Raw genomic sequence first — 23,922 nt, 5'->3', positions numbered from 1 at the left:
GAACCTGGAGGAAGCATGCGTCGAGTTTTTGTTGCCACTCGCCACTTCACCGGCTACCTGGCTCCGGGCCAGCAGGTCACCCTCAACGCGCTCGGCTCGGCGCGCCTGGAGAGCGCCAACCCGGCAGCGCTGGCCCAGGCCGCCACGGGGGGCGGGCTCAGGATCGGGCAGGCCGGGGTGAGCGTCGGCCAATCCGAGCTGGTGCTCGCCACGGACATCCCGCGCTCCTACCCGCTGCTGTGGGCGGACACCGGCACCGAGATCGTGGTGGCAGACCGCCCCTCCCAGCTGGGCGGGCGCGGCATGCGGCTGCGCCTGGACCCGGTGGCGCAGCAGCAGTTCTACGCCAGTGGATTCGCGTGGGGCGAGCGCACGCTGCTGCAGGGGGTGCGCCAGCTGCAGGGAGGCTTCACCGTGCGCGTGGACCTGACCACCGGCGAGCACGACCGCACTCTGCCCTCCTTCCAGGTGCCCGCCGCCCAGCGGATCACCGACCCGCAGGAGGCCGACGCCGCCTTCAGCGCCGCCCTGGATGAGTCGATGGCCGCGATGGTGGAGCGCCTGGGCCGCTTCCGCCTGATCATCCCCCTCTCCGGTGGCCTGGACTCCCGCCTGCTGGTGGCCTGGCTGAAGAACCACGGCGTCACCAACGTCCTGTGCTTCACCTACGGCTTGCCCGGCTCGAAGGAAACCGAGGTCTCGCGCCGCCTGGCCGCCCTGGGCGGCTTCGACTGGAAGCTGGTGGAGATGCGGCGCGGCGCCGTGCAGGCCGCCTGGGCCGGGCCGGATGCCGCCGAGTTCATCCAGTACGCCTGGGGCGCCACCTCCTTGCCGCACGTGCAGGACTGGTACGCCATCAACGCGCTGGAGAAGAACGGCGTGATCGGCGGCAGCGAGGACGTGGTGCTGCCCGGCCACACGGTGATCGGCAACCTGCACGATGAGGACCTGCTGCTGGCCGGCGGCATGGATATGGACCAGCTGTGCCGGATCATCTACCACCACCACTGCGCCCTGGATCGTGGCCTGGCGCCCTCCGTGCAGGACAGCGTGCGCCAGGAGGTGGCCTGGATCGTGGACCAGTTGGAGGCCACCGGCCGCTACCGGGGCGGCGAGGACCGCCTGCTGTGGGCCGACGCCGTGGAGATGGTCAACATCACCGAGCGTCAACCCAAGTACATCAACAACTCCATGCGCGCCTACGAGCAGGCCGGGCTCGCCTGGGACCTGCCGATGCTGGACGCGCCCATGTGGGAATTTGCGGGGCGAATCAGTCAGGAGCTGGCCTACAACCGCGACTGGTACCGCCGTTACGTGGAGCGCTACTTCGCGGCCGCCACCGGCCAGGAGGTGCCCGAGCACCGCCAGCAGGCCGTCTCCGCCTCCGCGAGCGCCAAGATCGGTAGAGTTCTGGCCGCGCTGCGCGTGAAGAAGGCCCTGAACAACCTGTACGTTGCCCAGCACGTCATGCGCCACCCGCTGGGGCTGGACATGCACGCCGGGGACATCTCGCGGCCCGCGTTCGCCGCCCAGCTGGCCAGCGGGCGCCACCCGCTGGGTGTTTTCGCCCGCCAGTTGCTCACCGGGCGCTGGAATCCGCTCGTCGGCCTAGGGATCGAGAATGACTGATCTTCTACCTGCCCGTCCGCTGACCGCGCACCTGGGGGTGAACCGCCGGGTGCTGGTTGCCGTCGGCGTGCTGGCCCCCGTTTTCGCGCTCGCCTGGCGGGTGGGGGAGCGGGTGGAGGCCTACGACCAGGTGCTGCCCAACACGGACGGCGCCCTGCGTGAGCTGCTGGTGCAGAGTGGGGCGAGCACGGTGGGGCTCTTTGCCGCGCTGGCCGCCCTGTTTGCCGCGATGAACGCCTGGCTGGACCGCCGCGCGGTGGGTCAGGCCGGCGGCGGGGGCGGCGGGGTGGACGACGCTGCGCCGGCCGTGCGCCAGGACGCCGCCCCCAGTGGTGGCGGCTCCGAGCGTGGAAGCGGCACCGGGGCCGCCGGTAGCGCCGGGGCCGGGGCCGAAGACGGCGGCGCCGGTGCCAGTGGCGCTAGGGCCGGCGGTAGCGCTGGGGCCAGTGGCGCTAGGGCCGGCGAGCCGGCCTGGGTGGGCTGGGCGCAGTTCGCGCTGCTGTGGGCGGCGTGGCTGCCCTACTGGTTCATGCTCTGGCCGGGCATGACCTCGTTCGACTCCTACAACCAGCTGATGCAGGCCCTGGGTCACTCCGGCTACTCCGACCACCACCCGCTGGCCATGACGGCGGTGATCGCGGCGCTGCTGGTCCCGTTCAGGTGGCTGACCGGTTCGATCGCCGGGGGGATCGGGTTGGTCACCCTCACCCAGCAGGCGGTGCTGGCGGCCCTGTTGGTCTGGTCCCTGCGCGGCATGCGGGAGCTGGGTGTGAGCGCCCGGGCCCGCTGGGTGGCGCTGGCCTTCTACGCGCTCTTCCCGATCGTGGCCTGGTATTCGGCCAGCGTCTGGAAGGACGTGTGGCTGGCAGTCATCACCGTCCTGACCACCGTCACCATCCTGCGGGTGGTCCGCGCCGTTTCTGCGGGCACCGGCGTGCCGGTTCGCCTGTGGATCATCCTGGCCGGCGGGGTCGTGGCCATGGGCCTGGCAAAGAAGACAGGCGTCTACGTGATGGTCCTGGTGGGCGTGGTGGGCGCCGCGTACCTGTGGTTCACGGGGCGGGCCGCCGGGCGCGCCGGCGGCCGGGAGTCCACCGCGCCGGCCTGGCGGCGGACGCTGCGCGTCCCCGCAGTGTCGTGGCTCCTGTCCATCTCGGTGGGCCTGGGCACCTACACGCTGGCCCACGCCGGCCTGATGCGATTCCTGGACGCCAAGCCCGGCTCGGTGGTGGAGGCCTACTCCGTGCCCTCCCAGCAGATCGCCGGCATCGTGCGCGACCACCGCGCGGAGCTGAGCCCGCAGCAGCTGGCGGAAATCGAGCGCTTCTACCCGGGCGTGGACCTGGCGGAGATCTACCGGCCGAGCCTGGCCGACAACACCAAGGGCGCGCTGGACGCCGTGGCGCTGGAGGCACACAAGTCCGACTACGCGCGCCTGTGGCTGGGGCTGGTCAAGCAGCACCCGCGCACCGCGCTGAACGCCACCCTGGTGGGCACCCGAGGCTACTGGTACCCGGGCACCCGCTACTGGAAGGTGGGGGCCTACGACTGGTTCTCCATCCTGCGGTTAATCCACGGTGACAGCGAAGAGGACATCGCGAAGATCGATCCGGCGGCCGTGCACCCGCCCGTCCCCAAGGAAGACATGCGCGGCTACGCGCAGTTCATTAACGAACACGCGCAGGGCACCCCGCTGGTGGGCTGGACCCTGTCCGTGGGCGGCTGGGTCTGGGCGGCCGCGATCCTGCTGGCCGGCCTGTTCATCAGGCGCCGGGAGGGCACCCTACTGCTGGCCGCGATGGTGGCCGGCCACTGGGCGATGTGCATGATCTCCCCGGTGCACGCCGAGGCCAGGTACGCCTACCCGCTCCTGCTGCTCCTGCCGGTGCTGGCGGCCCTGCTACTGGGCAGCCGGGAGCGGCTAAGGAGCGGGGCCGCCTAGCCCCGGTAGAGCGCCAGGTAGGCCCGGGCCAGCGCGGCGGCGGAGTAGTCGCGGCGCAGCTCGGCCCCGATCTCCTGCGCGCTCAGCTCGTCGCAGTCGGCGAGCACGGCCTGAACGGCGTCGGCGAAGGCAGCCGGGTCCTGCCCGGCCACGATCCGCCCGGCCGGGGGCAGCACGAAGGCGGCGTGCCCGCCCTCGCCGCCCGCCACCACGGGCCGGCCACTGGCCAGCGCCTCTGCGGCGCCCAGGTAGAAGGTCTCGAACGCCGTGGTGCCCAGGAACAGGTCGAAGTCCCGGTAGCGCTGGCGCAGCTCACCGTGCGGCACGAAGCCGGTCAGCGTGAGCGGCACCCCGAGCCGGCTCGCCAGCTCCTCCACCTCGGCGCGTAGCTCCCCGTCTCCGAACCAGGTCAGGTCAGCTGCCACCCCCCGGCGGCGCAGCTCCGCAGTCACCTCCACCGCCAGCAGCGGCCGCTTGCCGGGCACCAGCCCGCCCACGCCCATCAGGCGCAGCGAGCCGTCCGCGCGTCCCCGCGCACCCACCGGCGTGCGGGGGGCGGGCGGCGGGACGTCGACGATGTTCGGCACCGCCACCACCGGGCGGCCGGTCAGCTCCTCCAGGCGGCCGGCCAGGAAGGCAGAGACGCCCACGGTCGCGTCGGGGCGGCGCAGCAGCCGGGCGGCCAGCCCGGGCAGGCGGCGACGCCAACCGGTGGCTGGCTGGACGAACAGGGACCAGTGCTCGGTGTGCACCCACCGCTTGCCGGGCCGGCGTGCCAGGAACGGCAGGGCGGAGGAGAACGCCATCGTGTGTACGACGTCGCACGCGGAGGCCAGAGCGCGCAGGCGGCGCCGCGCCGCGCCCCACCGCCACGGCCGGCCCGGCTCGAACGCGATGCGCTCCACCGGCACGCGCCGCTCCCCGGCCGCGATCGAGTCCCGGGCGGGCGCACCGGCCAGCAGGCTCGGGCGGCACAGATGCACCACCCGCACGTCGGCCACCGCAGCCAGCGCCGCGATGTCACGCTGCACAAAGGAACCCATCACCGGGTGGGCGGGCGTGGGCAGCCAGGTGGTCACCACCAGCACGCGGGGGCGGCCGGCGGGGCGGTCCCCGCCGGATACGGGCCCGGGGGAGGAGGCCCCAGCCTCGTGGAGGGCACCGGCCTCAGCACCGGTCAAGGAAACACCGGGATCGTTGGGGTTCAAGCCGCGTCCTGTCCGGGCAAGGGGGCCAGGAAGTCATCGGCTTGCGCGCCAGGGAAACCACCGCGCCGCAGGATCGCCCGCAGCGCCGCGTCCCACTTGGGCACCTCACGCTCCGAGGACCTCTCGAAGGCGGCGGCGTGGGCGGCGGCCTTGAACTCCGCCACCCTCTGCGGGGTCAACTCCCGCAGCACCTCGATCATGTCCTTTGCGCTGTGCCCCTCGGTGACGACGCCGAAACCGGTCTCCCGGACCACGTCAGCCATTGCCTTCGGGGTAGGGCCAACGATGGCACCGATTCGCCCCTGCAGGAAGTCGAAGATCTTGTTCGGCATCGTGTTGGCGAAGTTGTAGTTGATCGGGGGCAGCAAGTGCAGGCCCAGGTCGTACTGGTTGAGGGTATCGATCAGGTCCTCGTAGGGCACCGGCTCGTGCAGGGTGACGCGCTCCTCCCGCCGCGCGATCTCGGCGAGCTCGGCCAGGTGCGGCGGGTCGTTCTTGGTCAGGTACAGGTCCAGCGTGTAGCCCGGCGTGGCCACCACTGCCTCCACCAGGGACATGATGTTGCGAGCACGATCAGAGGTGCCGGAGTGCACGCAGCGGATGGGGGAGCGCACCTCGGTCGGCTCGATGTCGTGAAACGGCGTGTTGTTCCCGACGAACCCGACCTCGACACCGAAGTTGCGGCTGAACTCCTCAGCCACCACGCCCACCACCGCCGTGGAGCTGGCCGCGCGCGGCAGGTACTTCTTGCACAGCCAGAAGTACCAGGGGCCGATGCGCTTGGCCCACGGAGCGTGCTCCTCGTTCATGCGCGGGTAGTACTCGTGCAGGTCCGCGTGCACCCCGCAGGTGGGCCGCAGGCAGAGCGCCAGCGGCAGCGTCTCGATCTCGTTGGCCAGGATCACGTCGAACTTCCTGCCGCGCAGCAGGGCCTTGGCCTGCTTGACCATCGGCATCATCCAGTAGCCGCGCGTGTAGAGCTTGAACTCAAGCAGCACGTCCCACAGCTTGCTGGGGGAGGCGTACTGCATCTCAAGGTGCTGGTCCACGCCGTCGGGCGCCGCCCCGAAGCCGCAAGTGGTGACGTGGTAACGGCCAACCGCCATCCGGATCTGCTTCAGCAGCCGCGCGTCCGAGCGCAGGGACGAAAAGCTAATGATCAAGAGCTTCGGCTTGGCGGTCATTAAAGTCTCCCCGTGGGGTCAGCACATTCGTAACGCAACTAGTCTCCCACCTTCCCCGCGCGCCCGGCCCGGCATGCCAGTGAGCGCGGCCTCACAGCGCGCCTAAGATAGGCAGCAGTTTTAAGGCCCGCCCGCGCTCGCGGCGGGGCCAGAAAGGGGAGGCCCGTGCAGCCCTCGATCATGGTCATTTACGGCACCCGCCCGGAGGCCATCAAGTGTGCTCCGGTCATCAACGCGCTGCGCGAATCGGATCAGCTGCAGCCCTACTGCGTGGTGACCGGGCAGCACAAGGAGATGCTCACCCAGGTCAACTCGCTGTTCGGCATCACCCCGGAGGCGGACCTGGACGTCTTTGCCCAAGGGCAGGGCCTAAACCAGCTGGCCGGCAAGATCCTGCACCGCCTGGACCCGCTGCTGGCTGAGGTGAACCCGTCTGCCGTGCTGGTGCAGGGCGACACCACCACGGTGGCGGCGGCTGCCCTGGCGGCGTTCAACCGGCAGATCCCGGTGGTGCACCTGGAGGCCGGCCTGCGCTCGGGCGACCTGGCCAGCCCCTTCCCGGAGGAGGGCAACCGCCGCCTGGTCTCCCAGATCGCCCAGCTGCACCTGGCGCCCACCCCGCAGTCGCGCGACAACCTGCTGCGCGAGGGCGTGGACCCGGCCGCCGTGACCGTCACCGGCAACACGGTGATCGACGCGCTGAAGTACGCCACCGCCCGCCCGGCCGCCTTCGAGTCGCCGGGGCTCACCGAGGCGGTGGCCTCCGGGCGGCGCATCCTGCTGCTGACCGCCCACCGCCGCGAGAACTGGGGCGAACCCATGGCCCGGATCGGGCGGGCGCTGGCCGTGCTGGCGCGCCGTTACCCGCAGGACCTGATCGTCTACCCCATGCACGGCAACCCGGCGGTGCGCGCCCAGATCCTGCCGCACCTGGAGGGCCTGGAGAACGTGGTGCTCACCGAGTCCCTGGACTACAACCAGTTCAGCCACCTGATCGCCGCCAGCCACGTGGTGCTCACCGACTCCGGCGGGGTGCAGGAGGAGGCGCCCTCGCTGGGCAAGCCCGTGCTGGTGCTGCGGGAGAACACGGAGCGCCCCGAGGCGGTCACCGCCGGCACCGTGAAGCTGATCGGCACCGACCTAGACCGCATCGTTGCGGAGGTCAGCGCCTTGAAGGACGACGTTGCCGCCTACCAGTCGATGGCGATGGCCGTGAACCCCTACGGCGACGGCCTGGCCGCCCAGCGCTCCGTGGCGGCTATCGCCGCGCTGCTGGGACGCGGGGAGCGGATGGCGGACTTCGCCGCCTAGCGGCCCCACCCGCGCGAGCAGAGGGGGCGTCGGAACCGTTCCGACGCCCCCTCTACTCATTCACCTAGCGCCAAAAACCGCGGGTGTCCACCACCGGCAGCGACGCCGGCAGGCACTGGCCTAGCGGGGCGAAGGCCGCGTGATCCACCAGCAGGACGGCAACGTCGGCCAACTCCAAGGCGGCCCGGGCGTCCGCCAGCTCCACGTTCGCCAGGCCGGCCAGCTGCTTGGGCAGCTCCGTCACGTGCGGCTCCACCGCCAGCACGCGCGCCTGCGGCAGCTCCCGGGCGAGGGCGGCGGTGATGGCCACGGCGGGGGACTCGCGCAGGTCGTCGATGTTGGCCTTGAACGCCAGGCCGAAGGCCGCGATCACCGGCTGCTCCTTGCCGGCCACGGCCGCCTTGACCTGGTCGATCACGAAGCTCGGCTTGGCGTCGTTGACCTCGCGGGCCGTGCGGATCAGGCGGGCCTGCTCCGGCAGCGCGGAGACGATGAACCACGGGTCCACGGCGATGCAGTGGCCGCCCACGCCCGGACCGGGGCTGAGGATGTTCACGCGCGGGTGGCGGTTGGCCAGGGAGATCAGCTCCCACACGTCGATGTCCAGCTTCTCGCACAGCAGCGAGAGCTCGTTGGCGAACGCGATGTTGACGTCCCTAAAAGAGTTCTCCACCAGCTTGGCCAGCTCCGCCGTGCGCGCGTCGGTCAGCACGATCTCGCCCTGGCAGAAAGAGGCGTACAGGTCGCGGGCCCGCTCAGCGGCCGCGCGGGTCAGGCCACCCACGATGCGGTCGTTGGTGACCATCTCTTCCATGATCCGGCCCGGCAGCACCCGCTCGGGGCAGTGCGCAAAGTGGACCACCGCCCGGCCCTGCGAGCCGTCCAGGCTCAGGTCGGGACGCTCCGACAGGATCACCTGTGCCATGAACTCGGTGGACGACGGCGGGGAGGTGGATTCCAGGATCACCAGCTCGTCACCCTTGAGCTGCGGGGCGATCGAACGCGACGCGGCCTCGATGAAAGACAGGTCAGCCGCGTGGTTGTCCCCCTTGAACGGGGTGGGCACCGCCACGATGTAGGCGCTGGCCGGCGGCACCTCCTTGGTGGCGCGCAGGCGGCCGGCGCGCACCTGCTCCGCCACCACCTCGCCCAGGCCGGCCTCCACGAACGGCAGCTCGCCCCGGTTGACCGCATCGACGTGACGGTCAGAGACGTCCATGCCGATCACCTCGTACCCAGCCTGCGCCAACACGGCCGCCGTAGGCAGGCCGATGTAGCCAAGGCCCACCACGCAAACCGTTTCGTTTCGCACCTGTGTCATGTGTGTCTACTTTCGTCAACCTTGTGAAGGAAATCGAGAAAACCTAGACCAGGCCAGCCAAGTGCGCCTGGATGGCGAAGTCCGGCTCCGCCTCCACCAGCTCCTCGAAGGTGCCGGTGGCGGTGATGCGGCCGCCGCGCATGAACGCGATCTGGTCGTTGTGGCGGATCGTGGACAGGCGGTGGGCGATCGAGATGACCGTGACTTCGCCGTGCAGCTCCCGGATCGCCTGGGAGACGGCGTCCTCGGTGGCCGTGTCCAGCGCCGAGGTGGCCTCGTCCATCACCAGCACCAGCGGGCGGTTGTAGAGAGCGCGGGCGATGCCCAGGCGCTGGCGCTCACCACCGGACAGGGCGATGCCGCGCTCACCGATGCGGGCGTTGATGCCGCCGGGGCGCTCCGCCACCATCTTGCCGAGCTGGGCGCGCTCCAGCGCCCACATCACGCGCTCCTCGTCGATGTCCTCGCCCCAGGTCAGCGCGATGTTCTGCGCGATCGTGGCGTCGAACAGCGCCACCTCCTGCGGCACGTAGCCCACGCGGGAGCGCCACGCCTGCAGCACGTCGGGCAGGTCCTTGCTGCCGATACGCATGCTGCCCTCGCTGGGCACCAGCAGGCCCAGCAGGATGTCCACCAGCGTGGACTTGCCGGCCCCAGAGGAGCCGACGATGCCCAAGGAAGAGCCGATCGGGATAGTCAGGTCGATGTCCTGCACCGCCGGCTCGGGGGCACCGGGGTAGGTGAAGGAGACGCCACTGAGCACCACCTGGCCCGGGTCCTCCTCCAACGGCTCCTTGCCCACCTGCTCGGCGCGCGTCACGTAGCCCTCGGCGGCGCGGATGTCACGCATGACCGCCTCCAAGTGGGGCAGCGTGTTAGCAGTCGTAGTCATGACCGACTGGAACGTCACCAGGGAGGGCACCATGCGCATTCCGGCGATACCGAACAAGGCGATGGACGCAAACGCCTGCTCCGGGCCGCTCAGGAAGTAAGAGATCGTGCCGATGAGCACGAAACCGAACACGAGGGCGGCCTCCATCAGGCGCTGCGGCACCGAGGAGAGGAACTGCAAATTGGCCCGCGCCCGCGTGGAGTGCTCACGGTTCTCCCGCACCACGCGCGCCACGTCCGTGAACTGGTCGCGCAGCGTGATCTCCTTCAACGCCGCCACCATCTCAGTCATCAGGCGGGTGATCTTCATCGAATAGCGCAGATTCACGTTGCCCGCAGTCACCAAGGAGCGCGACAGCCCAAAGTACTGGAAGGCCGCGATGATGCCCAGGTAGATCAGCGTGATGGCCGCGATGGACGGCTGGGCGATGAACAACACCACCAGCACCGACAGGAACGTGGCCACCTGCTGCGGCAGGGAAATCGCGGGCATCAACACGCCCGCGATCGTGTTCGCGATGCCGACGTCCGCCAGGCGCACGATCTGGGAGGTGGAGCGCGCCAGACGATCCGTCCACGGGGAGCGGATGTAGGCGTTGAACAGCGAATCGCCCACCTGTAGTTCGTAGCGCGCAAAGGTGCGGGTGGCGAACCACTGGATGACCAAGGCCAGCACGCCCTTCAAGATCATCAACGCGCACGCCACCAGCAGCAGCGGGCCGTAATAGCTGGAAGGAATCTCGCCGACCAGCGGCACCGAGGCCGCGTCCCCGGTCAGCATCGGCGTCAGGATGGCCGCCAGCAAACCGAGCGCGAACAGGTCGAGCAGCGCCAGAGCGGAGGTGCTCACCACATAGATGAGCAGGAACCGATTGGTGCCGGCCGGCAGCACCGGCAGCAGCTCCTTGATCGCCAGGTAAAGACGCTTCATGTTCTCCCATTCCTGTTGGCGTCAGCCACTTTACCCCGCCCCCGCAGGGCCAAGTAGGGATCGTGACGCGTGCCGCTCTCCACCCAGCCCCCAGCGATGAGCGCGCACACAAAAGGCGGCGAATCAGGCAGCCCAACTCCACTGCGGGCGGCGGGCGGCAACGTCGGCCAATAGCTCGTCAAATCACGCGGACTGGCGCGAGGAAAGGGGGCGTCCCAACACCACGTCGTCCAACCAAGGTCCCGCAACGGACTCGTCCCACCGAGACAAAACGTACTCCTGGGCGGCATCATCCAGACGGCCGTCCCACGCCAAGATCCGTTCCGCCGCCTCCTCGGGCGAAGACACCACCCACTCCTGCGGGAAGTTAGCCGTAGCGCCCCCGATTGCCGCCACATGCGGCCAATCCCGCACCACAGGCAACGCCTTACTCGCGGCCCCCTCCAGCACCGCCGCGTGCGTCCCCTCCACCAGAGAGCTAGAGAGAATCACGCCGACATGCTGCAAAACCTGCGGAATATCGGTGCGGAAACCCAGCTGGGAAACCGAATCGCCGGCCCGAGCCAGCGCGGAATGCACCCGCTCAACGTAGGCCCGCTCCTCGTCCGACTGCACCAGCGACGAAGTGAGCACATCGCCCACAAGATGCAGCCGCCATGCCGGATCAACCGCCCGCAGCCTAGCCAGCACCTCCAGTGCCCAAGCCGGGTCCTTCACCGTCGAGCCGCAGCCGACTAGCGCCAAAGTCTTACTCCAGCTACCCAACTTCGGCAGCGCACACTGCTGCAAGCGACACTCCAGCGGCACCATCGCCACCGGGACCGAGGCCGCAGCCTCCCCCATCGAGCGCTCCCACGCCGTGCGCACCGAATCAACCTCAAAAATGAGCGAATCTATCTTGCGCAGGTTGAACAACTGCGGCATCACCGTGAAAGCCTCGAATCGGTGAATACGCACCAACAGGCGCCCTGGGAAGTCCATCCCGGAGATGCGGGCCGCAGCCGCCTCCCCCCACTCGATCAAAACCGTGTCAGCCCAGGCTAGGTCTGCTGCCAAGAAGTCCGGGATGGGCGTGGGGGAATTCGTCAACCGCAGTCGCAGGGTCTCCCGGAGGTTCCAATCCCTGCCCTTCAACTGCTGGAAACGCACCTCCACGCCCGGCGTGCTCTTCCACCGGTCCACCGCCGCCGCGATGAATGCGTCCTTGCCGTCCGCCAACACCAGCAGGCGTTGCGGACGGGTCGATGCGGGCGTGGCGGCGTCGTCACGCGGGGGAGTGGGCGTGGTGGCGTCGGGCTGGTGCGGTGCGGGCGTGGCGGCGTCGTCACGCGGGGGAGTGGGCGTGGTGGGAAGGTAGGTGCGCACGCCTTCGCGGATAAACGGGCGATCCAACAGCGCGTGTGTCCGGGTGGCGGACTCCACCAGGGGAGAACCGGCGCGCTGCTGAATGCCGGGATGGAAGGCGAGTGCCAGCGTCTCCAGAGCCAGGTCCAGGGCAATGGGCGTGGGGTGCTGTAGCGCGCCCGCTGCCCACATCTCGTCTAACAGGTCCAGGGCCGTCCGTAGCGTCGTCTCCCAGATGGCGAGCTGCGTGGCAGTGACCTCCGTGACCGTGCTGACCGTCTCTGCCTCCGGGCCGTGTCCGTTGAGAGTCAACCGGGCTGCCCGCACGCCTGCCAGCGCCCGCTCCACCGCGAGAGCGGGAGAGGTGGCGGTGCGAAAGACACGGTTAAACAGGAACCAGGCGGCCGTGGGGTTGCCCTGGTTGGCGGCCACCTGCGCGGCGCCCAGCGCGAAGCGGTAGCTGGCGCGCAGGGGTACAAGGCTCAGCGCCGCCGAAGCCGCAGCGGGCAGCAACTTCGCTTTCATGCTCACGTCAAGGTCCTTTCCGTCCGCCCCAGTCTATGGAGGCAGGGGCGCTGCGGTCGCGTTACGAGGCGCAGGCGGCGTGCGGGCTCGCGGGGTGGCGCTAGCGAGGGTTTGCGGTGGCGCCGGGCGCGGGCGATCGGGCCTGGCGCGGTGCTTGGGGTGGTACCGAGCGTACGAGTGTGTGGTTGGGGTACGTGTGACCGCTCGGGGGCGTGGCACGAAGCGGTCGGATGTACCCGGTTGCAGCATTTGCGAGCTTGGGGACGGGCAGGGGGGTCTGGCTCGGGCGATGGGCGGGCGGGCCTGGGCGCGGTGCTTGGGGTGGCACCGAGCGTACGAGTGTGTGGTTGGGGTACGTGTGACCGCTCGGGGGCGTGGCACGAAGCGGTCGGATGTACCCGGTTGCAGCATTTGCGAGCTTGGGGGCGGGCAGGGGGTCTGGCTCGGGGGATGGGGCCCGGGCGCGGTGCTTGGGGTGGGGGCCTGGGCTGGCGGCGGGATCGGGGTAGGGCCCGGGGACGTCTGCCCGGGAATGGGCTCGGGAATGGGAGCAGGGCACCGGGTGGTGGGCCGGACGCCCCGCGACCGCCTCCCGCAGTGACCGGGCAACCTACGAAAACGACCTTGGCGGCTCCGGAACCCAAAGGCGGCGATGCTCGGAGGGCAAGCGAGTGGACCCTATCGAGAGATGTTGACAAAGCAGTGCCCGCAGGTGGTCAAAGGAGTCAAAGTCTCTCCACTGGTAGCGCAGCACCCTCAGCCCGGCACGCTCCAGCCGCAACTGGCGCTCCATCTGCTCGCGGCGGGAGTTGGCGAAGTCAATGTCGTTGTCACCCATCTTGGTCGCGCCGTCGAATTCCAACACGGTGCGCTCTCCGGCAAGGAAGAAGTCCGTGAAGTAGACGCTCCCCTCCAATTCCCAGCGGCACTGAGTCTCCGGGCGGACGGGAGAAACGGTCAGGAGGGCCCACAGGAGCGCACGTTCTCCAACTGACTCGGCGGCAGCGTCGGCCAACGAAATAATCGCGTGGGCGCGGGCAAAATTGCGCAGCGGCTTCTCAGCCAACAGGCTCAAAAGGCGCGCTCGGGCGGCCTCCTCGCGTTGGCGCGATTCTTCGAGGGCGAAGCGGTCGAAGGAGCAAAGGCGCCGCAGGATCGCGCAAACCGCAACGAACCCCTCCAGCGGGTGGAGCCGGGCAGCGCAGATTATCGCTGTGTCCTCCAAGGAATCCACGCGGGCGGTGGCTGGGAAGGGGGCAGCGAGCGTCAGCGGCTCCAACAACGAGGAGGTGCGCTCGATCCGGGTGCGGCATTCGGCTAGCTGAATCAAGGGGTCGGTGAGCGCGTTGAATGGGTGGCTACAGAAACTGTGTTGGCGCCGAATGTTCACCTCCGGGCACGCGCGCCACGTCGGGATAGCGTGCAATGCCAGGGCGGAATGGAGGGTGAAGTGAGCGTCGGCGTGCTGGCGTGCGAACGACAGGAGCCGCGCGCGGTGAGAGAACAAGCGGCGTTGGATGCGGGAGCGGTCGGCAAAGTCGCTGGGCAGGGACAGCCAGCAGCCGAGCCGCAACTGCGCGGCCCCGTTCGGGAGTGAACGGCGTCGGATTGATCGTGAACTGACGTGCAGGTGGGAGGCGATCTCATCCCAAGGGTTTCTGGAGGACATACGTCAACGTTGATGCGCCCGTGAATGGGCACGCAACGCCAGGTGCGCACGGTAGGGGAGCGCGCGGTGTGCGTCGAGGTTGTGGATAGAAGTTATCCACCGGAGCGGGCAGTCGAGAGAGGTCGTGGGGCTGCGGGCGCTTGGGGTGGCACCGAGCGTACGAGTGTGTGGTTGGGGTACGTGTGACCGCTTGGGGGCGTGGCACGAAGCGGTCGGATGTACCCGGTTGCAGCATTTGCGAGCTTGGGGGCCGGGGATGGGCGCCGCAGGAAGAGAGGCCCGGGAAGAGGGGCGGGTCCAGCGCGGGCAAACGAACGGCGGGGCCGCTCCCTCCCCGGAGCGGCCCCGCCTACTGCATCCCTCGGGAACAACTGTGACACCGGAGCCTGGTGGGACCCCAAAGGATTCCTGCGCAATCCCTGGGAGATTGTAGTGATGTGCGTCACCCTCTCCTGCGCGCATCGCTGGGAATAGCCTCGCCCTCCCCAACGTTGAGCCAAGTAGACTCAACTTTGAGCGAACTCGGATTGACACACTCCGGCTCAACTTCGAAGATTGAGTACATCTGACTCAACCTGTCGCGCAGAAATGCGAGGCAGCCCAACCAAGCGGCAAGAGCCGCAGCAGAAAAGGAGCCAAACATGGCACGTGCAGTAGGCATCGACCTGGGCACCACCAACTCGGCCCTCGCCGTGCTCGAGGGCGGCGAGCCCACGATCATCGCCAACGCTGAGGGCGCCCGCACCACCCCGTCCGTCGTCGCCTTCTCCAAGTCCGGCGAGGTCCTGGTCGGTGAAGTGGCCAAGCGTCAGGCCGTCACGAACGTCGACCGCACGATCTCCTCCGTCAAGCGCCACATGGGCACCGACTGGAAGACCGAGATCGACGGCACCAACTACACCGCGCAGGAGATCTCCGCGCGCATCCTGGCCAAGCTCAAGCGCGACGCCGAGGCCTACCTGGGCGAGCCGGTCACCGAGGCCGTCATTACCGTCCCGGCCTACTTCAGCGACGCCGAGCGCCAGGCCACCAAGGACGCCGGCGCGATCGCGGGCCTGAAGGTGGAGCGCATCGTCAACGAGCCCACCGCTGCGGCCCTGGCGTACGGCCTGGAGAAGGGCAAGGAGGACGAGCTGATCCTGGTCTTCGACCTGGGTGGCGGCACCTTCGATGTCTCCCTGCTGGAGGTCGGCAAGGACGAGGACGGCTTTGCCACCATCTCCGTGCGCGCCACCTCCGGTGACAACCACCTCGGTGGTGACGACTGGGACCAGCGCATCGTCGACTGGCTGGTCAGCCAGGTCAAGGCGAAGGACGGCGTGGACCTGTCCAAGGACAAGATCGCGCTGCAGCGTCTGCGCGAGGCGGCGGAGCAGGCCAAGAAGGAGCTGTCTACCGCCACCTCCACCTCTATCACCCTGCAGTACGTCTCCATGGGTGAGAACGGCCCGATCCACCTGGACGAGAAGCTGACGCGCGCCCAGTTCGAGCAGATGACTGCCGACCTGCTGGAGCGCACCAAGGCCCCGTTCCGTTCCGTGATCGCGGACGCTGGCATCTCGGTCAGCGAGATCGACCACGTGGTGCTGGTGGGTGGTTCCACCCGTATGCCGGCCGTCTCTGACGTGGTGCGCGAGCTGACCGGCGGCAAGGAGCCCAACAAGGGCGTCAACCCGGACGAGGTCGTGGCGGTGGGCGCCGCCGTGCAGGCGGGCGTGATCGCCGGTGACCGCACCGACGTGCTGCTGATTGACGTCACCCCGCTGTCCCTGGGCATCGAGACCAAGGGCGGCGTGATGACCAAGCTGATCGAGCGCAACACCGCGATCCCGACCAAGCGCAGCGAGGTGTTCTCCACGGCGGACGACAACCAGCCCTCGGTGCTGATCCAGGTGTTCCAGGGTGAGCGTGACTTCGCGCGCGACAACAAGCCGCTGGGCACCTTCGAGCTGACCGGTATCGCCCCGGCCCCGCGTGGCGTGCCGCAGATCGAGGTCACCTTCGACATCGACGCCAACGGCATCGTGCACGTCTCCGCTAAGGACAAGGGCACGGGCAAGGAGCAGTCGATGACGATTACGGGCGGCTCGGCCCTGCCGAAGGACGAGATCGACCGCATGATCAAGGAGGCGGAGGCTCACGCTGAGGAGGACCGCAAGCGCCGCGAGGAGGCTGAGGTTCGCAACAACGCCGAGCAGCTGGCCTACCAGGTGGAGAAGGTGCTCAAGGAGAACGAGGACAAGGTTCCCGCCGATGTGGCCACCGAGGTGACGGACGCGATTGCTGCGGTGCGCACGGCCCTGGAGGGCACGGACGCCGACGCGATCAAGGCCGCCGCGGAGGAGCTGAGCCAGAAGTCGATGAAGATCGGCGAGGCTCTTGCGGCCGCAGCGCAGGCTGACGCCGCTGGTGCTGGCGCCGGTGCCGAGGGCGCTGCCCCGGCCGATGACGACGTGGTGGACGCCGAGGTCGTCGAGGACGAGGACGACAAGGCCTGATTGGTCGCCGGGTTGGGTGGCGGGTGCCGTTAGGTGCCCGCCACCCGGCCCGGCCGCCCGGCCACACCGGCTGGCTTGACTGGGCTGGCCGCTGGAGAACTTTTCGATTCGGATCGCGGGGCCCGGCCCCGGCCTGGAGGAAGCTATGAGCAACGAGAACGATGGCGTGACGCCTGACGCGCACCTGGTTGACGCGATTAACGAGGCCATGAGCGAGGCCGCTTTGGTGGACGACGTTGCCGCCGCGGCCGCTGCTAGTGGCCAGGCCAGCGAGGCTGGGACCGGGACCGGGGCTGGTGTCGGCGCGGGCAGTGAGCCCGAGGACGTGGCTGCTGCCGATGGCGCCGGTGAGCCCGGGGATGCCGGGGAGGGCTGCTGCAGTGGTGACGGCGGGGAGGGCGCTGTGCCGGCCGAGCCGAGCCTGGAGGAGCAGCTGGCGGCGGCGCGTGAGGAGTTGGCGCGGGCCCGGGCGGATCACTTCAACCTGTCGCAGGAGTATTCCAACTTCGTGCGTCGTTCCCGCGCCGAGGCGGCGGCGGCGAAGGCGGCGGGGGAGCACGCCCTGTTGGAGGCGCTGGTGCCGGTGTTGGACGACATCCACTTGGCGCGCGAGCACGGCGACCTGACTGGCCCGGTGGGCGCGATCGCGGAGAAGCTGGAGCACGTGCTGGCCAGCCGGTGCGAGCTGGAGCGTTTCGGGGCGGCGGGGGACGAGTTCGACCCGACTCAGCACGAGGCGCTGTTTGCTCAGCCTCACCCGGAGGTGAGCGTGGAGACGGTGCACCAGGTGATTCAGCCGGGTTACCGGGCCGGGCAGAAGGTGCTGCGCGCGGCGCGCGTGGCGGTGCACCAGCCCGAGTGATCGGCGCTGCGGGAGCTGCCCTGAATGGGGCATCCGAGCTGGCGAGCCGCCCGGAATGGGGCGCCCGAGCTGGCGGGCCGCCCAGGACGGGGCGGTGCGCGCCGGCGAAACATAGACGACTGAACCAGTGGCCTCGCTAGAGGGAGGAGGAGAGCATGGCTAGTCAGGATTGGCTAGAGAAGGATTTCTACAGCGTGTTGGGGGTTTCTAAGGACGCCTCTGACAAGGAGATTAAGAGCGCCTACTTCAAGCTGGCGCGCAAGTACCACCCGGACCACAACAAGACCCCGGAGGCGGAGGAGCGCTTCAAGGCGATCTCTGAGGCCTACTCCGTCCTGTCCAACGCGGAGGACCGCAAGCAGTACGACGCCCTGCGTTCGATGTACGGCGGTGGGGCCCGCTTCCGTGCCGGCGGGCCGGGCGGCGCGGGCTTCGAGGACATCCTGGGCGGCATGTTTGGCGGCCCGGGTGGGGCTCGGGTGCGTTTCAGCACCGGCGGCAACGGCGGGGCTGGCTTCGAGGACATATTGGGCGGCCTGTTCGGGGCCGGCGCGGGCGCGGCCGGCGCCGGCGGCTTCGCGGGCTTTGGTGGCCCCGGTGGGGCGGGCGGATTCGCCGGGCCCGGGGGCTTTGGGGCCGGGGCGTCTGCGCACGCCCCGCGCCGGGGCGCGGACGTTAACGCCCACGCCACCATAGGCTTCTTCCAGGCGCTCAACGGAGACACGGTGCACCTGAAGGTGGGGGACCGCGCCGTGTCGGTGCGCGTGCCGGCCGGGGTGGTCAGCGGAAAGAAGCTGAAGGTGCCGGGCAAGGGTCAGCTGGCCCCCGGCGGGGGCCAGCCCGGCGACCTGTACGTGAAGGTAACGGTGGAGAAGCACCCGGTGCTGCGCCTGGTGGACGGCAGGGTGCACATGGACCTGCCGATCACGGTGGGCGAGGCGCTGCTGGGGGCCGTGGTGGAGGTGCCGAAGCTGGATGGCACGTCCACGAGGGTGAAGATCCCGGCAGGCAAGGGGCCGCAGACGCTGCGGGTGCGCGGTGGCGCCTCCACGGCGGGCACCGAGCGCGATCTCTTCCTGGACGTGACGGTTGTCTACCCGGCAGACATGAACCGGGAGGCAACGGAGCACGCCCGGGATCTGGCGGCGGCGCTGGAACAGGCCAACCCCCGCGAGGGGTTGGCGCAGCAGGTGCGTGCGGGGATGCCCAAGGCGTCGGAAAGCTAGGTCGCGGGCGGGGGCGGTTAGCCGCCCCCGCCCCGAACAGTAGGGGGTGGAGAGGTGGAGCAGTTTTCTCAGGCAGAGCCGGCGTCTAACGCCGCACTGTTCGTCATTTCTGTGGCGGCCGAGTTGGCTGGCATGCACCCGCAGACCCTGCGCCAATACGACCGGCTCGGTTTGGTTAGCCCGCGCCGCACTTCCGGGCGGGGGCGGCGCTATTCGAGCAGTGACGTGAGGGACCTGCGGCGGATCCAGGAGATGCGCGCGGAGGGCATCAGCTTGGCGGGCATTGCGCGAGTGCTGGAGCTGGAGCGCGCCCTGGAGCGCGCGGAGGCGGAGAACGCGGTGCTGCGTTCCCAGGCGGCGGCGTTGTCCACGGAGGTGGTCAGGCTGCGGCAGCGCACGGGTGAGTCGCACGCCGTGTTCACGGCCTCCGCTGGGGGAGAGGTGAGCGCTGCCCGGCAGCGGCCGTGGCGGGCACAGGCGGCGCCAAGCTCGCCCTCGCGCTCCGCGCTGGTGCTGTGGCGCCCGCAGCGTCCCTACTAGCCGACCCGGTGTGGTCCGGCACCGGACTGCCGCCCGCTCGAGCCGGCTCGAGCGGGCGGCCGCGGTTTGGGTGGGCTCGGTTTTTCGTGGAGTGGCGGGCCGCGCGGAGGCGGTAGGCTCGAGGCGGCCGCAAACGCCCACCATGTGGAAGGACCCACCGTGACCGATTCCCCGCACGCCGCGAACACCACCCACCCGCTGCCGTCCAGCGCCCCGGAGGCGGACATCGCCTGGCTGGATGAGGTGGAGGGCCCCGAGGCGCTGGCGTGGGTGCGTCAGCGCAACGAGCACTCGGAGGCGGCGCTGGCGGCCCTGCCGCACTGTCAGGCCACGGAGGCCAAGATCCGCGAGATCCTGGACGACACCCGCAAGATCGCGATGGTGGCGGAGCGCGAGGGCCTGCTCTACAACTTCTGGAAGGACGCCCAGCACGAGCGCGGCCTGTGGCGGCGCACCACGTGGGAGTCTTACCGCAGCGGCGAGCCGGAGTGGGAGGTGCTGCTGGACCTGGACGCGCTGGCTGAGGCCGAGGGCGTGAAGTGGGTGTGGCACGGCGCCCAGGTGCTGCGCCCGGCCTGCGAGCGCGCCCTGATCACCCTCTCCCCGGGTGGTAGCGACGCGGACGTGACCCGCGAGTTCGACCTGACCACGCTCTCGTTCGTGGAGGGCGGCTTCTACCGGCCCGAGGCGAAGGGCGCCCTGGATTGGGCTGACGAGGCGGGTGACACGACGCTGCTGGTCACCGACCGGGGCGAGGGCACCATGAGCACCTCCGGCTACCCGACCACTGTGGCGGTGTGGCGGCGCGGCACGGACATGGGCGAGGCCGTGGAGGTCTACCGCGCCGATGAGAGCGACATGGGCGTGTGGGTGTCTCACTCCCGCCGCCCGGGCTACGTGCGCGACGAGATCGCGGTGAGCCACAACTTCTACTCCCACTCCCTGGGCATCGTGGAGGGCGGTTTTGCCGCCTACCCTGACCCGCTTGAGGCCCCGATTTCCTGGATCGACGTGCCGCGCGTGCACGAGCTGGGCGTGTGGAAGGACGTGCTGTTCGTGCGCACGCGCGAGGACTGGCAGGTGGGGGACCTGGACGTGGCCTCCGGCTCGCTGGTTGCCTTCGACCTGCCCGCCTTCCTGGCCGGTTCGCGCGAGGGCACGGTGATCTTCACCCCGACGCAGAACGCCGCCCTGGAGCAGTACACCTGTACCGACGACCTGCTCTTGCTGACCGTGCTGGAGGACGTGGCCTCCCGCCTGGAGGTGCACTACCGGGTGGCCGACGTTGCCGCCGGCGCCGCCGATTCGTCGGCCGCCGCGAGTGGCGGCGAGGCGAAGGGGACGGCGGGTGAGGCGTCGTCCAAGCTGGTGTGGCGCGGCCACGCGCTGCAGGTGCCGGTTGCGCAGGGCGAGCGGCTCACGCTGGGCGTGGCGCCGGTCAACGCGCTGGAGAGCAACGACGTGTGGCTGACCGCCACCGGCTACCTGACCCCGACCACGCTGGGCGTGCTGCGGCTGAGCGAGCGCGGCGAGGTGAGGGGATACGAGGCGCTGGCCAGCGCCCCGGCGTACTTCGACGCCGCCGGCTACAAGGCCGAGCAGCACTTTGCGACCTCGCTGGACGGCACCCGCATCCCGTACACGGTGGTGACCCCGCCCGGTTTCGTGGCCGACTCCAGCGCCCCGGCGATCCTGGCCGGCTACGGCGGTTTCGAGGTCTCTTACCTGCCGGGCTACGCGGCCGTCATGGGCGCCACGTGGGTGGCGGAGGGCGGCGTCTACGCGGTGGCTAACATTCGTGGCGGCGGCGAGTACGGGCCGCGCTGGCACGCCGCGGCCCTGAAGGAGAAGCGCCACAAGGCTTACGAGGACTTCGCGGCAGTGGCGGCGGACCTGGTGGAGCGCGGCTACACCAGCGCTTCCCGCCTGGGCTGCTGGGGTGGCAGCAACGGTGGCCTGCTGATGGGCAACATGCTCACCCAGTACCCGGACCACTTCGGGGCGATCGTGTGCAAGGTGCCGCTGCTGGACATGCGCCGCTTCCACACGCTGCTGGCGGGCGCCTCCTGGGTGGCGGAGTACGGCGACCCGGACGACCCGGCCCAGTGGGAGTTCATGCGCACCTTCAGCGCCTACCACCTGTTCGACCCGCAGGCCGACTACCCGCCGATCTTCTTCACCACCTCCACGAAGGACGACCGGGTGCACCCGGCCCACGCCCGCACCCTGGCCTACCGGATGCTGGGGGCCGGCAAGGACGTGACCTACCACGAGAACATCGAGGGCGGTCACGGCGGGGCCTCCACGAACGCGCAGGCCGCTCGGGTCCAGGCGATGGAGCAGGAGTTCTTCCGCTCGCGCCTGGCCGGATGAGCACGCGACTGAGCCGCTGAGCTGGCGCCGGGCGTCGGGCACCGGGCGCCTGGCACCCCGGAGCGTGGCACCCCGAGCGTGGCGCCGGGCACCGGGCGCGTGGTGTTCGCCGGCAGGCGGGGCGGCGCGAGAACGACTGTGGGGGCGGGGTTCTGTAGAACCCCGCCCCCACAACTCGTGCGCAAACGTCAGGAATACATCTGCGGGTAGGCGCCCTGCTTGGCCAGCTTGATCGCCTTGTTGCGCTTGACCAGCCACACGATCGAGATGATCAGGCAGACGAAGGCCACGAAGCCGACGACCATGCCGATGATCACCGGGGCGACGAACTCGCCCAGCGCGTCGAGGTTGATGGCCTTCATGATGCTGACCTGCGGGTAGGGGCAGTCGACCAGGTAGTTGCCGTCGGCCGGAACGGTGTAGATGGGCAGGTCGCCCATGCCGGAGATGCGGGTGGCGAAGACGGTGGAGCCGTTGTCACCCACCAGGGTGCAGCTGGCGATCAGGCTCTCCGAGTTCGGGGTATTCCCGGCAGCCAGGGCGGGGGTGATCATCTTGTCGCCCGCAGTCAGGTGCACCTGACCGCCGGAGTCGACCGTGACGGCCGTGGTGGCGATGTCCATGAGCGGCACCATCACGCCGACGACCATGATGATCGGGGCGACGATGAGTCCAACGATGGAGAGGACCAGCATGGTGACTGGGCCGGTGCGCTTGGGCACGGGGCCGGCGGTCACCACCGGGGCGGGGCTGACCGGCACGGAGCCCACCGGCGCGTAGGCGCCGTAAGCGGGCTGGCCGCTCGGGGCGGAGTACGGATCGGTGTTCGGCTGCTCGGGCTGAGTGCCCGGGTAGGAGGGGTAGCTCATGAATTGGCTCCTTTCTTATGGGTAAATCATGCGCCATCGCGGGAGCGTTGCGGCTCATACGCGGGGAGGAAAACGCGACGGCGCCCGGTTAGTCCCAAATGGGGAGCGCCCAGGTGGTTCCACCTGGGCGCTCGGTTTGGGCTGGCAATGCGTGCGCTTACTTGCCCAGCTTCTCGTCGATGGCGTCGCGGGCGGAGGCGATCTTGTCGGTGAACTTCCCGCCGGTGACCTTGTCCGCTGCGGTGGCGGCGCCGTCCAGGACCTTGTCGGTCACGGCCTCTACCTTGTCGCTCCCCAGCGCCTCGGCGGCCTTGTCCTTCAGCTCAGTGGCCTTGCTCTTGATGTCGTCGAGGTTCATTCTGGCTCCTTTCGATTCAGCCAAAACAAGTATTACCCACCCGGTGGCGGGGCGCGAGATGGTTGTGGACGAGCGCCCCAAAACCGTTTGAGTTACCGGCGGTTCAGATCACGTACAGGCCGGAGGCGGGGGCGGTGGGGGCGCTGGCGGCCTCGGCCAGCAGCGGGGTGAAGGCGGGGCGCACCAGCACGTTGCCGACCAGCCAGGCGGCCAGGGACCGGTAGAGGCGCTCGCGCACGGGCGGCTCGGCCATCGTCACGTCGTGCGGGGCGCGCAGCTTCAGCAGGGTGACCTCGTCGCCCAGCTGCATGCCGCGCTGCACCATCAGGTCGACGTCCAGCACGGTGTCCGCGTAGCGGGTGGAGACGTCGTTGCCGTCCGGGGCGGCCGAGGCGTGCGAGTGGGCCAGCAGTATCGGGCAGTCGATGTTGACGCCCGCCGTGATCTCCATCTGCGCGTGCGCGATCGCTCGCGCCCACCCGGGCCTGGCGATCATGTAGGTGGTGGTGCAGTAGCCGTCGATGAAGTCCCAGCCCACCAGTGCCGGGTCGTTGGGGTAGTCATTGGCCCACTCCGGCTGCTCGCCCCACTTTTCCAGCCACGGACCGCTGAGCTCCTGGTAGTCCGGCGGCACGGCCAGCTTGTACTCCGAGCGCGGCGACATGCTGCCCAGGGCCTCCAGGAAGCCGTGCAGCAGGGTGCGCCCCACCAGGGTGCCCTCCGTCTCCAGCCAGGGGGAGTTCAGGATCAGGCCCGCCAGGGCGCCGGGGTTGCGGTGCGCCCACAGGGTGGAGATGAGCCCGCCCGTGGAGTGCCCCATCAGCACCAGCGGCAGGTCGCCGTGGACGGCCCGGATGTGGGCGATGGCGGCGCCGATCTCCTCGTCGTAGGTGGAGATGTTCTCGATGTAGCCGCGCGGGTGGCCGGGCCGGATCGAGCGGCCGTACCTGCGCAGGTCCAGCGCGTAGAAGGCCCCGCCCATGTAGGCGATCTGGTGGGCCAGCTCCACCTGGTGGAAGTAGTCGTTCCAGCCGTGGATGTGCAGGAGCGCGAAGGTGGGCTGCTCGGGCTGGTTTTCCTCCTCCAGGCGCACCAGGGTGGCCAGGGTGGGGGTGTCCTCATCCGGCTCCAGCTCGATGACGCACTGCTCGAATCCCACCAGCACGTCTGGGACCCAGTCGGTCAGCTGCACCTGCTCGCTCATGCCTCTACTTTGCACGACGTTCCTCCCGCCCGCCTCC

At 69.5% G+C, this 23,922-nt stretch carries 17 protein-coding genes; 8 read left to right on the top strand and 9 right to left on the bottom strand.

Translation table 11 applies throughout. From position 1 onward, the window contains the following. Nucleotides 1-15: 15 nt before the first annotated feature. On the top strand, nucleotides 16-1,629 hold the full coding sequence (locus ABYF38_RS04010) for an asparagine synthase-related protein (protein ID WP_371152855.1): 1,614 nt from the start codon (nucleotides 16-18) through the stop codon (nucleotides 1,627-1,629). After that, nucleotides 1,622-3,571 (top strand): DUF6020 family protein, encoded by a 1,950-nt coding sequence (locus tag ABYF38_RS04005; RefSeq protein ID WP_371152854.1) that lies wholly within the window; start codon nucleotides 1,622-1,624, stop codon nucleotides 3,569-3,571. The genes ABYF38_RS04010 and ABYF38_RS04005 overlap by 8 nt, the downstream gene beginning before the upstream one ends. Here the strand turns inward: ABYF38_RS04005 and ABYF38_RS04000 are convergent. After that, nucleotides 3,568-4,779: a glycosyltransferase family 4 protein gene (locus ABYF38_RS04000; protein ID WP_371152853.1), complete on the bottom strand. Its 1,212-nt coding sequence runs from the start codon at nucleotides 4,777-4,779 to the stop codon at nucleotides 3,568-3,570. The genes ABYF38_RS04005 and ABYF38_RS04000 overlap by 4 nt on opposite strands. Next, entirely contained in the window at nucleotides 4,776-5,963 is a 1,188-nt protein-coding gene (locus ABYF38_RS03995) for a hypothetical protein (RefSeq protein ID WP_371152852.1), read from the bottom strand. The genes ABYF38_RS04000 and ABYF38_RS03995 overlap by 4 nt, the downstream gene beginning before the upstream one ends. A 180-nt stretch (nucleotides 5,964-6,143) precedes the next feature. On the opposite strand from ABYF38_RS03995, the gene wecB reads away from it, so the two are divergent. After that, a complete protein-coding gene (gene wecB, locus ABYF38_RS03990) occupies nucleotides 6,144-7,274 on the top strand; it encodes a non-hydrolyzing UDP-N-acetylglucosamine 2-epimerase (RefSeq protein WP_371152990.1) in 1,131 nt (376 codons plus the stop codon). Between the two features lie 64 nt (nucleotides 7,275-7,338). Here the strand turns inward: wecB and wecC are convergent, their stop codons facing one another. From wecC to ABYF38_RS03970, 4 genes are all read right to left on the bottom strand, one after another. Beyond that, on the bottom strand, nucleotides 7,339-8,595 hold the full coding sequence (gene wecC, locus ABYF38_RS03985; RefSeq protein ID WP_371152851.1) for a UDP-N-acetyl-D-mannosamine dehydrogenase: 1,257 nt from the start codon (nucleotides 8,593-8,595) through the stop codon (nucleotides 7,339-7,341). A gap of 43 nt (nucleotides 8,596-8,638) precedes the next feature. Next, nucleotides 8,639-10,417, bottom strand: a complete 1,779-nt coding sequence (locus ABYF38_RS03980; RefSeq protein ID WP_371152850.1) for an ABC transporter ATP-binding protein — start codon at nucleotides 10,415-10,417, stop codon at nucleotides 8,639-8,641. A gap of 183 nt (nucleotides 10,418-10,600) precedes the next feature. Beyond that, the gene (locus ABYF38_RS03975) at nucleotides 10,601-12,286 is read right to left on the bottom strand and encodes a glycosyltransferase family 4 protein (RefSeq protein ID WP_371152989.1); all 1,686 of its coding nucleotides are present in this window, start codon (nucleotides 12,284-12,286) and stop codon (nucleotides 10,601-10,603) included. 610 nt (nucleotides 12,287-12,896) lie between these two features. Further along, complete coding sequence (locus tag ABYF38_RS03970) at nucleotides 12,897-13,955, bottom strand: hypothetical protein (RefSeq protein ID WP_371152849.1); 1,059 nt, start codon at nucleotides 13,953-13,955, stop codon at nucleotides 12,897-12,899. A 641-nt stretch (nucleotides 13,956-14,596) separates the two neighbouring features. Here ABYF38_RS03970 and dnaK point away from each other — a divergent pair. The 5 genes from dnaK to ABYF38_RS03945 all read left to right on the top strand — a co-directional run bounded on the left by dnaK (nucleotide 14,597) and on the right by ABYF38_RS03945 (nucleotide 21,454). Then, on the top strand, nucleotides 14,597-16,453 hold the full coding sequence (gene dnaK, locus ABYF38_RS03965) for a molecular chaperone DnaK (RefSeq protein ID WP_371152848.1): 1,857 nt from the start codon (nucleotides 14,597-14,599) through the stop codon (nucleotides 16,451-16,453). A 145-nt stretch (nucleotides 16,454-16,598) separates the two neighbouring features. Then, nucleotides 16,599-17,315 (top strand): nucleotide exchange factor GrpE, encoded by a 717-nt coding sequence (locus tag ABYF38_RS03960; protein ID WP_371152847.1) that lies wholly within the window; start codon nucleotides 16,599-16,601, stop codon nucleotides 17,313-17,315. Nucleotides 17,316-17,470: 155 nt separating this feature from the next. Further along, complete coding sequence (locus ABYF38_RS03955) at nucleotides 17,471-18,541, top strand: DnaJ domain-containing protein (RefSeq protein ID WP_371152846.1); 1,071 nt, start codon at nucleotides 17,471-17,473, stop codon at nucleotides 18,539-18,541. A gap of 54 nt (nucleotides 18,542-18,595) precedes the next feature. Then, nucleotides 18,596-19,081: a heat shock protein transcriptional repressor HspR gene (locus ABYF38_RS03950; protein ID WP_371152845.1), complete on the top strand. Its 486-nt coding sequence runs from the start codon at nucleotides 18,596-18,598 to the stop codon at nucleotides 19,079-19,081. Between the two features lie 159 nt (nucleotides 19,082-19,240). Next, nucleotides 19,241-21,454 carry a prolyl oligopeptidase family serine peptidase gene (locus ABYF38_RS03945; protein ID WP_371152844.1) on the top strand — a complete coding sequence of 738 codons (2,214 nt, stop codon included), beginning with the start codon at nucleotides 19,241-19,243 and terminating at the stop codon, nucleotides 21,452-21,454. 188 nt (nucleotides 21,455-21,642) lie between these two features. Here the strand turns inward: ABYF38_RS03945 and ABYF38_RS03940 are convergent, their stop codons facing one another. The 3 genes from ABYF38_RS03940 to ABYF38_RS03930 form a co-directional block, all read right to left on the bottom strand. Next, on the bottom strand, nucleotides 21,643-22,323 hold the full coding sequence (locus ABYF38_RS03940) for a hypothetical protein (protein WP_371152843.1): 681 nt from the start codon (nucleotides 22,321-22,323) through the stop codon (nucleotides 21,643-21,645). A gap of 157 nt (nucleotides 22,324-22,480) precedes the next feature. Beyond that, complete coding sequence (locus tag ABYF38_RS03935) at nucleotides 22,481-22,681, bottom strand: Rv0909 family putative TA system antitoxin (RefSeq protein WP_371152842.1); 201 nt, start codon at nucleotides 22,679-22,681, stop codon at nucleotides 22,481-22,483. A gap of 103 nt (nucleotides 22,682-22,784) precedes the next feature. Beyond that, complete coding sequence (locus ABYF38_RS03930; protein ID WP_371152841.1) at nucleotides 22,785-23,885, bottom strand: alpha/beta fold hydrolase; 1,101 nt, start codon at nucleotides 23,883-23,885, stop codon at nucleotides 22,785-22,787. Nucleotides 23,886-23,922 lie beyond the last annotated feature (37 nt).

Source organism: Buchananella sp. 14KM1171 (assembly GCF_041380365.1).
Lineage (GTDB): Bacteria > Actinomycetota > Actinomycetes > Actinomycetales > Actinomycetaceae > Buchananella > Buchananella felis.
This window is presented reverse-complemented; position numbering and strand designations above follow the sequence as displayed.